Here is a 15,314-nt window from a genome sequence, read left to right as displayed (position 1 = left end):
CGCCGAAGCGCAATGTCAAGTGGGCCCTTTTTGGAACCCACTTGACGAGGCTCCTACCCCGCTCGATCCGCCGAAACGGATTCGAAAGCGGGCTCTCTCTCCACTTCGACTACCTCGAAGTTGCGATTCACGGTAGCGCCTGTTCCAGCAGGTATCAAGTGTCCTATTATGACGTTTTCCTTCAAACCTTTAAGGTAATCGACTTCGCCGCGAACGGCAGCCGATGCCAACGCTTGAGCCGTCTGTTGGAAGGACGCGGCCGAAAGGAAACTGTCCGTTGCAAGAGCAGCCTTAGTTATGCCCAATAATACCGGCTTCCATATCGGCTCCTGGCGAAGTTTTCTCACGAAGGTCACCTTTTGTATAAGCCTTTCGACTTGAGACAACGCCAGTATCGGCCTGATGACGATCTTCGTCGGCTCCAGCTCGGTTAGGCGTTCTAGAACCTGCTGATTGACTTCTGTCCCTGCAGGTACGACAACGTTCCCCAACTTATCCTTAACAGGCTCGAGCAGGACCTTTCCGTAAATTTTTTCGGTAAGGACGCTGTGAAGTATTTTCTGGCGCGAATATATCTCGCCGTCAGCCTCTATAGCCGTTATATCGCCTTCAATTATACCGCGAACAATGCTGCCGTCCACTATAGGCGGGACATCTATGGGTTCGTTTCCGCTGGCATCAATAACCTTGCCAAGCGGCCTGCCCCATATCTTGCTGATCAGGTATTCCTGGATGGCATCGGGCAGATCTATCGTCTCGGGGGCCTTCCATACCTTGATTTCTTTAATGAAGCTCTCCTTTATTTTTAAAGCGGCTTCCCTTGTCAAAAGAGCATCCTTGGCAGCTATAACCCTATCGCCGCTTACAACATCCTCGGCTAAGTAGGTAACGTCACAAAGGGAGAAGAGCTTGTCCGTATCCAGGATCTGCAAGGGCCTTCGCAGGTCTTTGGTGATAAGTGTAAGCTGTTTCATCGAAAGCGAACTCCCGGCATCGATCTTCACGCCATCGCCGGATTCGTAATCCTCGACGAGCTCCAACCCTTCAAGCTCGCGTCTGAAAAGGGATTCGCCCACTATAACCCTTACTAATTCTCCCTCATCTTCAACTATCAATTCAGTAAGGGCTGTTCCTGGTTGCAACAGGATCTTAATGGCCCCTTCGTCGAGAGCCTCTCCTTTGTACTGAGCGGCATGGTCCAGCGACCCCTTGCCGATAACATCCTTGAGGATTTTACCCTTCAACATGGCTACGGAATCATCTATGCATCGCTGGTTATGCTCTCTGATTTCCCGGACTTCCCCTTCCAGCTCGTCGATCCACACTATTTCACCAACCACGTAGGAGGTATCTCCTTCATCGGCTATCCGAACTTTGTTGACAGGCGCAACCTTGCGCAATATTACCTCTATATGTTTATTGTTTATGGAGACGCCTTGAGATTTGTAAACCTCCTGGATGCCGTCCACCATGTAGGCGTGCACGGCCTCGATACCATTGACCTCCATCAACTGCTGGGGGTCGATGTAACCTTCGGTCAGCACTTGGCCCTTCTTGACCTCGTCTCCCTCTTCGACGAGGAGCATTTGAGCCGTGGAGACGTTGAAGCTCATCTTTTCGTCGGAGTTGTCGGCGGATTGTATGACGATCTTTCTTTTGCCCTCCATCTCTCGAATTTCAGTTACGACTCCGTCGACTTCGGATAGTAAGGCCGTCTTCTTTGGCTTTCTCGCTTCAAAGAGCTGTTCCACCCTGGGAAGGCCTTGAGTGATGTCCTCGCCCGTAATCCTCACGCCACCGGTATGGAACGTCCTCATGGTGAGCTGGGTGCCGGGTTCACCGATGGACTGAGCTGCCACGACTCCCACGGCTTCGCCTATGGCTACGGGCTTTCTCGTGGCCAAATCAAGGCCGTAACATTTCTGGCATATGCCATTGCGCAATGCGCAAGTCATGGGACTTCTGACCCAAAGGCCCTTTACTCCCGCAGCCTCTATGGCGTCTGCCTTTTCCTGATCTATGATCTCGCCCGCCCCAACTAAAACAGTCCCGTCGATAGGATGGCGCACATCCTCCAGAGCCGTCCTGCCGTAAATCCTTTCGTTCAAAGGGATCACGACCTTGTCATCCTGAAGCAGAGGAGTGATGTAGACGCCTTGATCTGTGCCGCAATCTTCCTCGAGGACAATGATGTCCTGCGACACATCGACAAGTCGTCTCGTCAGATAACCAGACTTGGCTGTCCTCAATGCCGTGTCGGCCAACCCCTTCCTGGCGCCATGGGTGGAAATGAAGTATTCCAACATGTTCAGCCCTTCCCTAAAGTTGGAAACGATAGGATAGTCGATGACTTTACCGGAAGGATCGGCCATGACTCCCCTTATGCCCGCCATCTGGGAGACCTGGCTCTTGCTGCCGCGAGCGCCGGAATCTATCATCATGCGAAGTGGATTTAATTCATCCATATGCTCCAAAATGCAGTCCGCGATTTTGGCTGCGGCCTCCGTCCAGAGAAGCTCCGTTTGCCTCAAATATTCGTCCTCGGTGAGGATACCCATGCCGTACTGGTTGTTGAGCTCGCTCTCCTTTTCCATTACTTCCCTGACAATCTCTTGTTTCTCGGGAGGGATGACGATCGAATCTATGTTCAGGGAAACTCCAGATTTAGTAAACCATCGATAGCCCAGAAGTTTAACGTCATCTAACATCTTGACCAGGTCTTCGTGTTCTACTCGGTCGAAGGCCATATCCAGCAGGGCCCCCAGGTCTTTTTTGGCAATCTGTTTATTGATATACCTCAACGACGAGTGAAGCATGCTGTTAAATAACGCCCTCCCCGGCGAGGTCTCAATCAGCTGCCCGTCCCACAACATCTTCACCTTTGCGTGGGGGTGGACCATTCCGTGATCCAGAGCCGTCAATACGTCTTCAATATCCCTGAAAACCATACCCTCTCCCTTGCGCCCCTCGGTCATTGCAGTCAAGTAATATATCCCCAAAACGACATCCTGCGTGGGCGTCACTATAGGTTTACCGTGGGCCGGCGACAACAGGTTGTGTCCCGCCAGCATCAATATCCTAGACTCCGCTTGAGCCTCCAAAGAAAGAGGAACGTGAACGGCCATCTGGTCTCCGTCGAAGTCGGCATTAAAGGCGGTACAGACAAGCGGATGAAGCCTTATAGCCTTGCCTTCCATTAGCAGGGGCTCAAAGGCCTGAATTCCCAGACGGTGCAAAGTGGGCGCGCGATTGAGCATAACGGGATGGTCTTTGATTATCTCTTCCAGGGCTTCCCATACCTCATCTCTCCTGCGCTCTATAACGCGCTTTGCGCCCTTTACGTTTGAGGCTATGCCCTTCTCAATAAGCTTGTGCATTACGAAAGGTCTAAACAGCTCCAGTGCCATTTCCTTTGGCAGGCCGCACTGATAAAGCTTGAGTTCCGGACCAATGACTATTACGGACCTGCCCGAGTAGTCGACGCGCTTGCCCAGCAAGTTCTGACGGAAGCGTCCCTTCTTCCCCCTGAGCAAATCGGTCAAGCTCTTAAGGGGACGGTTGCCTGCGCCCAAAACGGCCTTACCAACCCGTCCATTGTCTATTAGGGCATCCACGGCCTCCTGAAGCATTCTTTTCTCGTTTCTTATGATCATCTCCGGGGCTCGGAGTTCCTGTAACTTTTTCAGACGGTTGTTCCTGTTGATGACCCTCCTGTACAGGTCGTTCAAATCGGAAGTGGCAAATCTGCCGCCGTCGAGTTGCACCATGGGGCGCAAATCCGGGGGAATGACGGGAAGAACGCTCATGATCATCCACTCCGGCTTGCTGTCGCCCTTCCTGAAATCTTCCACAACTTGAAGACGTTTTATCAGCTTGCGCTTCTTTTGGCCCGTCGAATTCGCGATCTCTTCTCTAAGGGATATGGCCAACTCGTCTATATCTATGTTCTTGAGTAACTCTAAAATGCTTTCCGCCCCGATGCCTGCTGAAAAATCCTTGTCGTAAGCCTTGCACAGCCTTTGTTCTCTTTCAACTATGATGTCGCACTGATCAAAGGGCGAATCGCTTCCGTCTATCACTATATATGAAGGATCCTCAATGGCCACCGTCTCCTGCTGAGAGGTAAATCTGCCCGGATAGTTTTTCATATAAAGCTGCAACTCGGAAGTCGAAACCACATCGTCCTTAGAAAAAGGCAGGCGCACGGCAGCGACAACCATAAAAGCCTCCTGGTTTTTGATAGTCGCCCTCTGGAATTCGACCTTGACGCCATGTCTTTGGAGTCGTTCGATGTCGCCCTGGCTTACCACATCACCAACCCTGAAATTGGCTTCTTCTATCTCGGTGATCGTGTAAGCCGGCTCGACTTTAAAAAGGTCATCGCCGTACTCCGTTCGATAGCGAGATACCTGTTGGGCCGAAAGTATATCCCCCTCTTTTAAGGGCAAATCGTCTACTCTAGTGATACGATACGCTTCCTCAGCTTTGAATTTAGGATCGTAGTGCCTGTGTATGCGCTCTTCGCAGGCAGGTATTAGATCGCCTTTTTTGACTAGATCGGGCCTTTTGCCCTCCATGACTACTTTGTAGAGGATTTCCCTTCGCCTTAAAGGGGCAAAGTACACCACTCTCTCCAGATCTTTGGATGTCGTTCCTAAAAACAGGCTCAACCTGCTCGGGATGCCGCGCAGATACCAGATGTGAACGACCGGACAGGCAAGCTCTATATGGCCCATCCTCTCCCTTCTCACCTTGCTGTCGGTAACTTCGACTCCACAGCGGTCACACACTATGCCCTTAAATTTAGGGCCGTTCCGCTTGTATTTCCCACAGGCGCATTCGTAACTCCTTACAGGTCCAAATATGCGCTCGCAAAAGAGACCGTCCTTTTCGGGCCTAAGGGTCCTGTAATTTATCGTCTCAGGGCGTTTTACCTCGCCGCTTGACAGTTCCCTTATCCTTTCGGGACTTGCCAACCTGATTCGAACGCCTACAATTTCGCGATTGTTCATTTACGCATCATCCCCCTCAGGGTCCACTTCTGCTTCGTCATCGTCCGGATCGCCGAAGATCCTGGCTTCCAAACCTATCTTTGCCTCTTCCTTTTTTGTCTGAGGTCTTTTCTCCGTCTCTTTCTTCACTTCAACTATATTCTGCTCTTCCTCCTCAACGTAGCCAACACTGTCGTCATCGTAAAGGACCTGCACGTCAAGGCCCAATCCCTGAAGCTCTTTTACGAGTACCCTAAAGCTCTCGGGCACACCGGGGTTTCCTATGTTTTGACCTTTGACTATGCTCTCGAATGTCTTGAGACGTCCTTGCACATCATCGGATTTGATGGTGAGCATCTCCTGCAATATGTGAGATGCGCCATATCCTTCCAGGGCCCAAACTTCCATTTCTCCGAAGCGTTGTCCGCCAAATTGGGATTTTCCTCCCAGAGGCTGTTGCGTTATCAAGCTATAGGGGCCAACGGATCGGGCATGGATCTTGTCGTCGACAAGATGGATCAGCTTGAGCATGTACATATATCCCACGGTAACTTTATTCTCGAAGGGTTCGCCCGTCCTCCCGTCGTAAAGGACGATGCTTCCGTCCCTGGTGAGATCGGGAAGCTTGCGATCCCGAATCTCCTCCATATACTTGAATATCTCGTCCACAGAGGCACCTTCAAAGACGGGAGTCGCAACGCTCCATCCGTTGTGATAGGCCACAAACCCTAATATGGTCTCAAGAACTTGGCCCAAGTTCATTCGGCTGGGAACGCCAAGCGGGTTCAAGACCACATCTACGGGGGTGCCATCGGGCAAATAAGGCATGTCTTCCACGGGCAAGATTCTGGACACAACCCCTTTGTTGCCGTGGCGTCCTGCCATCTTATCTCCCACGGTAATTTTTCTGATTTGGGCCAAAAATACCTTAACCACTTCGTTGACTCCGGGAGGAAGATCATCGCTGTATTCATCCCGGGAAAGCCGCTTAACGGCTACGACCTTGCCACCTTCGCCGTGAGGCACCCTCAGAGAAGTATCCCTCACCTCGCGGGCCTTTTCCCCGAAAATGGCCCTGAGCAACTTTTCCTCAGGTGTCTGATCCGTTTCGCCCTTAGGCGAGACCTTGCCTACCAGGATATCCCCGGCCCTTACCTCAGCTCCTATGCGAACAATGCCTCTTTCGTCCAAATTTTTCAGCTGGTCTTCTCCCACGTTGGGGATATCTCTGGTTATCTCCTCGGGACCCAGCTTTGTATCCCTGGCATCTATTTCGTATTCCTCTATATGGATCGACGTATATACGTCCTCTTTTACGAGCCTTTCACTGAGAAGGATGGCATCTTCGAAGTTATAGCCCTCCCACCCCATAAAGGCAACCAAGACGTTCCTGCCCAACGCCAATTCGCCATGATCCACCGCCTGACCGTCTGCCAGAAAATCTCCCTCATTGACGAAATCTCCCTTTCTGACGATAGGACGCTGGTGTATTACCGTTCCCTGGTTAGACCTTCTGAACTTTATCAAAGTATAGGTATCCACCAAGCCATCCTCGGTAGTAACCTGAATTTTGTTGGCATCGACATAGGTAACCGTCCCGGGCCTTTTGGCCAATATACAGGCTCCCGAGTCCCTTGCGACCTTTTCCTCCATGCCCGTGCCCACAAGGGGAGATTCGCTCTGCACGAGAGGAACAGCTTGTCTTTGCATGTTAGAACCCATCAAAGCCCTATTGGCGTCGTCATGTTCAAGGAAGGGTATCAGGGCTGCCGAAACGGACACGATCTGTTTTGGCGTTACGTCGACGTAATTTACTTGTTCGGGAGGAACTATGACTATGGATCCGCGATGCCTGACGTGGACCTCTTCTTCGCATATCCTTCCCTCTTCATCCAAGGGTATGTTTGCTCTGGCGACAAAGGCCTCGTCCTCTTCGTCGGCGGGAAGATATACAACTTCGTCGGTGACATACCTGTTCCTGACGACGCGCTTTGGCGACATTAGGAAGCCGTATTCGTTGACCCTGGCGTAATTGGCCAAGGAGGTAACCAAACCTATATTTGGACCTTCCGGAGTCTCGATAGGGCATATCCTCCCATAGTGAGACGGGTGTACGTCCCTCGCCTCAAACCCCGCTCTTTCTCTGGTCAAACCTCCGGGCCCCATGGCAGACAACCTCCGCCTATGTGTGACGTCGGCCAGAGGGTTAGTCTGATCCATAAATTGAGATAACTGGCTGGAACCGAAAAATTCCCTTATTGCAGCCGAGATGGGGCGAATGTTTATGAGATCGTGAGCTGTTGCGGTAGAAAGATCGGGTATGGTGGTCATCCTGTCCTTTGCGATGCGTTCCATCCTCAGCAATCCTATACGAATTTGATTCTGAAGGAGCTCCCCTACCGAACGGACACGCCTGTTGGCGAGATGATCTATATCGTCCTCCCGCTCCAATCCGTCTCTCAAGTTGAGTATGCCCTTAACGATGGTCACCAAATCATCTATAGTGAGCAGACGAACCTCCTCGGATATATTGAGACCAAGCCTTCTGTTCAATTTATACCTTCCCACTCGGCCCAAGTTGTATCGTCTGGTATCGAAGAAAAGGGAATAGACGTAATCTTTAGCGTTTTCCACCCTCAGAGGCTCGTTAGGACGCATGCGCCTAAAAATCTCGAGCATCGCCTCCTCGGGCGTATCGGTGCCGTCGCGTTCCAGGGTAGCTGCGAATACAGGGTCCACATTCCACAATCTTACCTTCGTCCTGCCGCTGTTCCATAAAACTTCGACGTGCTCTTTGGTGAGACGATCGTTTTTGGGTATTACCACGTGGCCAGCGCTGTCTATTATGTCTTCGGCGATCAAGCGCCCTCTAATCTCTTCCTCTACGATATCAACCTCTTCCTCGACACCTCCGAATGTCCTTAGCAACTCCGTATTGTCCCTGATGCCAAAGGCCTTTAGAAGCGCTGTTGCGGGAACCTTGCGCCTGTTGTCGATGTTAACGGACAAGACGTCGCCTGGGGTAAGGTCGAACTCGAGCCAGGCGCCTCTGTCGGGTATAATCTTGGCCTTGTAAACCTCCTGACCGGGAACCCCCGTCTCAATGCTGAAATAAACTCCCGCCGAGCGAGCCAGCTGGTTTACGACAACCCTTTCCGTGCCGTTGATGATAAAGCTTCCTCTGTCCGTCATTACGGGAAAATCTCCGAGGAAAATCTCTTCCTCCTTGATCTCCCCGGAGCCGCGATTGATCAGCTGAACTGTAGCGCGAAGAGGCATGGACCAGGTCAAATCCTTTTGTCTTGCCTCTTCTTCCGTCAAGGTGGGAGGATCGATGTAATATCGAACAAACTCGATGACAAAGGAACCGTCGTAACTTTCTATCGGAAAGATCTCTTCTAGCAGCTCCTGAAGCCCCTGAGACTTTCTGTAGTCAGGGGCTTCATCTGGTTGCAAAAACCATTTGTAAGATTGGTGTTGCAGCTCGACTAAATAAGGCAGGGCGACTAATTCTTTTGAAGGACCAAAAAACAACCTCTCGCGTTTTCTCCCCATATTCACGAAATTTGACATGGGAGCAACGACCTCCCTATCTATGTTTTTGGTGGGTTAAAATGGGAACCATTGTTTATAATGCGAGCGAACATGATAACAAATGGCGAACGCTCTGTCAATACCATAGGAATATCTCTTTTCCATAACTTGAGGTGATTATGGATACATCTCACTCCTGAAGGGATGAATATAATTATGTAGTTTTAAGAATGGTGGGCAGGGGGGGATTTGAACCCCCACAGGCGCTAAGCCCACTGGCTCCTGAGGCCAGCGCGTCTACCTTTCCGCCACCTGCCCCTGCTTCGCATGGCGATTTATTTTACTACGTCATGCGGGTTTTCGTCAAATTCAGCCGACGAAGCTCTATAAAGCCGATCTCTGATGGCCAGACCTAACCCCTCTTTGACTGGATAATCGGCCACTATCACCTTTACGCCTTTTTTTTCGAGGTATCGCATAGCCATAAAAAGTCCGCGAGCGTAATGTTCAAGAGAATCGAACAAAATTACCTTCTCCGAAATATCCAGGGGAGGTCTTTTGATACCCATGTAGCCTACAGCTTCATCCCTCTCGAGGGGCCAATCATCGCCTTCTCTCCAAAGCACGACCCTGCACCGGGGAGCATAGTGCCTGTAACGAGTACCCGGGGACTTGCGCTTAACATCCTCTGCCCGGCCTGCTCCCAATTCATCGGGCAACATAACTTCTTCGCCAAACTCCTCTATGGCCTCAACGGGCAGGCCGCCCGGCCTTAAAAGAACGACTTTTTCCTGCGTCACGTCTATGACGGTAGATTCCACGCCCACGTCGGTCGGCCCGGTATCCAAGATCACATCCACGCAGCAACCAAGATCATCATAGACAACCCCTGCATCCGTGGGACTTGGCCTTCCGCTGGTGTTGGCGCTTGGAGCTGCTATGGGAACGCCGGATTTCTCTATCAAGGCCAATGCCACGGGGTGGGCGGGCATCCTCACCGCAACTGTCTCAAGCCCTCCCCTCGTAGCTTTGGGAACAATATCCTTGGCCTTCATGACCAGCGTCAAAGGACCCGGCCAGAAACGCTCCATCAACCTCAAAGCTTTCGAGGTGGTGTGGGCAATTTTTTCTGCCGATTCCACATTTGCTACATGAACTATCAAGGGATTGTCACAGGGTCGTCCCTTGGCAGAGAAGATGCCTCTCACGGCACTTTCGTCCAGGGCATTGGCACCAAGGCCGTAAACGGTTTCCGTGGGAAAGGCAACTAGTTTTCCCTTCACTATCGCTTCCGCGGCAATTTTTATTATTTCACGTTCCGGGTTCCATTTGTCTATTTTATATATTGCAGCTTTTTTCAATCCGCTTCATCTCCGAAAACCTCACGGCAATGCTCCAGAAGGTCAGGAAAGGTGCCATCTATAATGGCCCTTCTCGCCTTGCGCGCAAGATCTAACATAAAATGCAGGTTATGCCAAGTACAAAGCCTTGACGCCAAAATTTCGCCCGCTTTATGGAGATGGCGAATGTAGGCGCGGCTGAAATTTCTGCAAACATAACAACTGCAATTCGGATCCAGGGGAGAAAAATCCTCTTTAAGTTCTTTCTTGCGAACGTTCAACTTTCCCATCGAGGTCAGCACCGAACCGTTTCTCGCGTTTCTCGTCGGCAAGACGCAGTCGAACATATCCACACCCCTTGCTATCCCCTCCACCATATCAAGGGGATGACCTACACCCATAAGATAACGGGGCTTCGTCTTGGGCAAGAACTTGTTCAAGAGCTCTAAAACTTCATGCATGAGCGCCTTCGGTTCCCCAACGGCCAAGCCCCCTATGGCGTAACCGGGGAAATCCATGTCCACCAGGGCATGACAACAGTATTCGCGCAAAGATAGAAAGACAGAACCCTGCACAATCCCGAACAGAGCCTGATCCCTTCTCGAATGTGCCTTTTTACAAAGTCCCGCCCATTTTATGGTTCTAAGGGTCGCTTCCTTAGCGCCTTCTTCCGTTATGGGATAGGTGGTACATTCGTCGAAACACATGGCTATGTCACTGCCTATGGCTTCCTCTATGGCCATTACCAGGGCAGGCGTCAGAAAATGTTTGCTGCCGTCTAGATGGGACTGAAATTCCACGCCCTCATCGCTTACCCTTCTCAACGACGCCAGGGAAAACACCTGAAAGCCCCCGCTATCCGTCAAAATTGCCCTGTCCCACCCCATAAAAGCGTGAAGACCTCCCGCCTTTTCTATTACATCGACGCCGGGGCGGAGATAAAGATGATAGGCATTCCCCAAAATAATGCGAGCTCCCAAAGCCTCAAGCTCGAAGGGTGCCATGGCTTTAACGGTGGCCTGGGTCCCCACGGGCATAAAACAGGGCATCTCTATCACTCCATGAGTCGTATAGAACTTGCCTGCTCTGGCTCCGGTATGGGGACATTCGGCAATGATCTCATAGCTGAAAAGCTTATCCCTCCCCATGGCCTACCATCCTAAAAGCCTCATCGAATTATCGAACACTACTTCGGCCAATTCTTCCACCTCAATACCTCGCAAAGTTGCAATCGTCTCGTAAACGTAACCGACGTTGGCCGGCTCGTTTGGTTTGCCTCGAAGGCCCTCTGGAGAAAGGTACGGAGAATCGGTCTCGCAAAGGATGTTCTCCGGCTGAATGGAGGCGGCAATCCTCCTCAAGTTTTCGTTTTTTCTGTAGGTAATGGTACAGGCAAAGGAAATGTAAAAGCCCATGTCGATAGCTTTTTTTGCATGTTCCATCTCCCCCTGAAAACAGTGCAAAACCCCTCCCACCTCGGAGGCGCCTTCGACTTTCAAAATTTCTAGGACCTCATCGTAGGCATCCCTCACGTGACATATGAGGGGTTTGCCCACGCACTTGGCCCATTCTATGTGCTTTATAAAAAACTCCCGCTGAACATCCCGGGGCGAGAGGTTGCGATAGTAATCCAATCCGGTCTCCCCTATAGCCAGCACCGATTCGTTCTCTCCCAAGGAAAGGAGCTCCTCGGGAATGCCCTCTTTCAGATCCTTAACGTCATGGGGATGAACGCCAACGGCCGCAAAGGTCTTCACGGCCCTAACCTGCCTAGTCAAAGAAAGGGCCTCGAAGCTCGATGCTTCATCCACTCCGGGAACGAGCAAACGCTTCAAACCCCTGCCTGAGGCCCTCGCCAAGACCTCGTCCAGATGGTCTTTCAAGGGCGACATATAAATATGACAATGGGTATCGGCCAATCTCACAGCATCGCAACTCCCTAATGCACGCGGCTTCCCGGGGGTATTTCGTCGTTATCGACGGTAAGGAGAGCAAGTTTGGAACCGTCATGTGATTCTGCGGCCAAAAGCATGCCGTTGCTCATCACACCTCGCAGTTTTGCCGGCTTCAGGTTGCAGATCACTATGATCTTTTTGCCCTCCAGTTCATCAGGTTTATAGAATTCCTTTATACCCGAAACTATCGTCCTCTGCTCATAACCCAGATCCACCGTCAGCTTGTAAAGTTTATCGGCTCCGGGAATGGGATCTACGGATATAACCTTTGCCACCCTGAGTTCGACCTTTTTAAAGTCGTCAACGGATATCTCTTCTTCATGATCGCCGGGGTCGGGAGCCAACCCTTTTTTAGCGTCCCTTTCAGCCTTCTTAGCAGCCCATTTTCTAATGTCTATCCTCGGAAAAAGGGCGCCTTTCCTCAAGACGGAAGTGCCTGCTGGATAGGGAATCTTTACGGTCTCGAAGCTATCGATTGACAATTTGCCCTTTAGGCCCAGCTGTTCCCATATTTCTAAGGCCTTAGCGGGCATAAAGGGGCGAAGGAAAAGAGCTATGCACTTCAGGGACTCACAAAGGTTATACAGCACGCTGCTGAGACGTTCTCGATCGCCTTCTTCACCAAGTTTCCAGGGCATGGTTAGGTCTATGTATTTATTCGCCAAACCCACATAACCCCATATCTCCTTTAGGGCATCATCGTAGGCAAAGCGCGACATGGACCGGTCAACCCTTTGAAGCAACGCTTCTACGACATCTCCTCCTATTTCTTGGTCCTCTTTCGTCGATTTCGAGAGAGGTTCCGGAACGATACCATCAAAATATTTGACAACCATCTGCAACGTCCTGGACAGGAGGTTACCAAGATCGTTGGCCAGATCGGAATTAATCCTCTGGACCAGGGCCTTTTCAGAGAAGTCGCCATCGAGGCCGAAGGGCACTTCCCTCAACATGAAATAACGGAAAGGATCGGCTCCGTAAAGATCGACGACCTCAAAGGGATCGACGACATTTCCCCTGGACTTGGACATCTTTTCGCCTTCCACAGTCCACCATCCGTGGGCAAAAACCTGTTTCGGGGGGTTGACTCCTAGGGCAAGAAGCATGGACGGCCAGACGATGCTGTGGAACCTCAATATGTCCTTGCCAACCAAATGGCGGACGACGGGCCAGTATTTCTTCCATCTTTCTTCGTCTTGGGGATAACCACAGACGGTCAGGTAGTTGATCAGGGCGTCAAACCACACGTATATTACGTGGGCATCATCGCCAGGTACGGGTATGCCCCACTTAAGGGTAGTCCTGGAGACCGACTGATCTTTAAGCCCCATCTTTATGAAGCTTACTATTTCGTTATAGCGGGACTCCGGCATGACAGCCGTAGGGTTTTTTTCGTAGTACTCCAACAATGGTTGGGCATATTTCGACATGCGAAAGAAATAACTTTCCTCAGTCATCCTTTCAAGAGGACGCCTACAATCGGGGCAAGTTTTCCCTTCTCCCATCTGGCTTTCCGGAACATAGGTCTCACAGGGGACGCAGTACCACCCCTCATATGTTCCTTTGTATATATCACCCTGATCCATCAGCTTCTTGAAGATATATTGAACTACCTCGATGTGCCTTTGTTCCGTAGTCCTCACGAAATCATCGCAGGATATGTTCAATGCCTCCCAAAGCTTCTTGAAATTCAGCACAGTCCTGTCTGCCAGCTCCTGAGGGGTGATCCCCTCCCTTTGAGCGACCTGCTGAACTTTCTGACCATGTTCGTCAGTTCCAGTAGCGAAAAGGGTATCAATTCCGCACATCCTTTTGTATCTCGCCATTACGTCGGCGGCCACCGTCGTATATGCGTGCCCTATATGAGGGACATCGTTCACGTAATAAATTGGAGTGGTGATATAAAAACTACTCTCGCGATTCATCTCTTCCTTCCTCCATTCTTTCCCGACCTAGTACGAATTTTCTAATCCGGTTTTTCTCTATACCATAGCTCTCGGACAGAATTTTTGCAATATCCTTTATGGCCATGCCCTCTTTTCTCATGTTGACGGCCACCTTCTGCCATGATTCGTCCTCTTCCTCAATCGCTGTGTCTCTAAGGCCATCCACTACAAGGGTTATTTCGCCCCTTACCTCCCTTGAGCCGTCGAGAATATCGGAAAGAAAGCCTCGAAGGCATTCCTGGTGTATTTTCGATATCTCCCTCACTAGCGCTGCTTTCCTGTCGCCCCAAATCTCGATGATGTCTTCCAGGTCTCGCTTTAATTTATGGGGCGCCACGTAAAATAGCGAAGTATGGGGCAAATTTCTCAAGGATATCAAAAATCTCTGCCGCGAGGCCTTTTCTTCGGGTAGAAATCCCAAAAAGGAAAATTGAGACGAAGGAAATCCCGACATGACGAGGGCGGGAAGTATCGCAGAAGGGCCGGGCAGAGCATCCACTTCATGACCTGCCTTAATTGCTTCACATATCAGAAGTTGTCCTGGATCGGATATGCAGGGCGTGCCTGCATCGGATATCAAGGCAACCTTCATTCCGCGATCCAGCATGCCCAAAATCTCACAGAGGCGACTTTTCTCGTTATGCTCATGGTATGAAAGCATCTTTACTTTAATATTATAGTGGTTTAGTAGTTTTATCGCCCTTCTCGTGTCCTCGCAGAGTATAAGGTCCGACGTCTTCAGCACCTCTATAGCCCTGAAAGTAATATCCTTTAAATTTCCGATCGGCGTCGGGACAACAAAAAGAGGCATCAGTTTTCCTCCAATTCATAGGCAGCAAGAAGTTCGGGGGTGTAATCTCCCCTCTCGTCGCATATAAAAAGGGGAGGCTCCAACCTCAGACCTCTTCCTGCATTTCTTCTGGCCTCGATCAAAACGACTGAGGCTTCTGTCTTTGGCTTGGGGTAGACGATTTTCAACCTCTTCAGCGGCATTCTGTTTTTTTCAAGAAGGTAGCACAATTCAGAGGTACGTTTTGCCCTCAAAACCATATAAAGCCTCCCCCTGTCCTTCAATAAATAAAATGAGGCCCTTATTACGTCCTCTAAAGTGCAGGCAATTCCCTGTTTTGCGAGGGCAACGCCCTCCTTTGGACTGGTCCTACTTTTGAAAGCTTCATCGTAGGGAGGATTGACCACAACCGCATCGAAGGTCTGGGGGGGACAAATTGCCGATATCTCCCTTACGTCACCCCTTTCGAAGGTGACTTTGTCCTCAAGATCGTTGGCTAAAGCATTCTCTCTTGCAATTTCGATCAGTTCCTCCTGTATGTCTATGCCCTTTATTGCAGACACCTTCTGCCACCTCTTGGCCAATATCAGGGCAACGGCACCGCTTGCCGTGCCAAGCTCCATCACCCGATCCTTCGACCGCAACCTTACAAACCATGACAACAACACGGTATCAACCGATACCCTGGGACCGTGCAGCGGTTGTTTTAATTTCAGCTTGCCGTAAAGTATATCATCCAAAGTTATCTCCATCGCTCG

General features: G+C 50.7%; 8 protein-coding genes and 1 tRNA gene. All 9 read right to left on the bottom strand.

All coding sequences use genetic code 11. The annotated features are described in order from the left end of the window. Window positions 1-53 precede the first annotated feature (53 nt). Window positions 54-5,012 (bottom strand): DNA-directed RNA polymerase subunit beta', encoded by a 4,959-nt coding sequence (rpoC, locus tag HMPREF1705_RS07060; RefSeq protein ID WP_009201494.1) that lies wholly within the window; start codon window positions 5,010-5,012, stop codon window positions 54-56. Continuing rightward, a complete protein-coding gene (gene rpoB, locus HMPREF1705_RS07055; protein ID WP_009201495.1) occupies window positions 5,013-8,564 on the bottom strand; it encodes a DNA-directed RNA polymerase subunit beta in 3,552 nt (1,183 codons plus the stop codon). 192 nt (window positions 8,565-8,756) lie between these two features. Further along, window positions 8,757-8,843: transfer RNA gene (locus tag HMPREF1705_RS07050), tRNA-Leu, on the bottom strand. Window positions 8,844-8,860: 17 nt separating this feature from the next. Next, window positions 8,861-9,886, bottom strand: coding sequence for an L-threonylcarbamoyladenylate synthase (locus HMPREF1705_RS07045; protein ID WP_009201496.1), 1,026 nt, complete (start codon window positions 9,884-9,886; stop codon window positions 8,861-8,863). Beyond that, window positions 9,883-11,013, bottom strand: a complete 1,131-nt coding sequence (gene tgt / locus HMPREF1705_RS07040; protein WP_009201497.1) for a tRNA guanosine(34) transglycosylase Tgt — start codon at window positions 11,011-11,013, stop codon at window positions 9,883-9,885. Before tgt ends, HMPREF1705_RS07045 begins: the two co-directional genes overlap by 4 nt. 3 nt (window positions 11,014-11,016) lie before the next feature. Then, the gene (locus tag HMPREF1705_RS07035) at window positions 11,017-11,790 is read right to left on the bottom strand and encodes a TatD family hydrolase (RefSeq protein WP_040348170.1); all 774 of its coding nucleotides are present in this window, start codon (window positions 11,788-11,790) and stop codon (window positions 11,017-11,019) included. 14 nt (window positions 11,791-11,804) lie between these two features. Next, window positions 11,805-13,745, bottom strand: coding sequence for a methionine--tRNA ligase (gene metG, locus HMPREF1705_RS07030; RefSeq protein WP_009201499.1), 1,941 nt, complete (start codon window positions 13,743-13,745; stop codon window positions 11,805-11,807). Then, entirely contained in the window at window positions 13,729-14,577 is an 849-nt protein-coding gene (rsmI, locus tag HMPREF1705_RS07025) for a 16S rRNA (cytidine(1402)-2'-O)-methyltransferase (protein ID WP_009201500.1), read from the bottom strand. The genes metG and rsmI overlap by 17 nt, the downstream gene beginning before the upstream one ends. Next, complete coding sequence (locus HMPREF1705_RS07020; protein WP_040348172.1) at window positions 14,577-15,308, bottom strand: tRNA1(Val) (adenine(37)-N6)-methyltransferase; 732 nt, start codon at window positions 15,306-15,308, stop codon at window positions 14,577-14,579. Before HMPREF1705_RS07020 ends, rsmI begins: the two co-directional genes overlap by 1 nt. Window positions 15,309-15,314 lie beyond the last annotated feature (6 nt).

This window comes from Acetomicrobium hydrogeniformans ATCC BAA-1850, from assembly GCF_000160455.2.
Taxonomy (GTDB): Bacteria; Synergistota; Synergistia; order Synergistales; family Acetomicrobiaceae; genus Acetomicrobium; species Acetomicrobium thermoterrenum.
The sequence above is the reverse complement of the archived record's forward strand: the minus strand, read 5'-3'. Positions and strand labels throughout refer to the sequence as shown.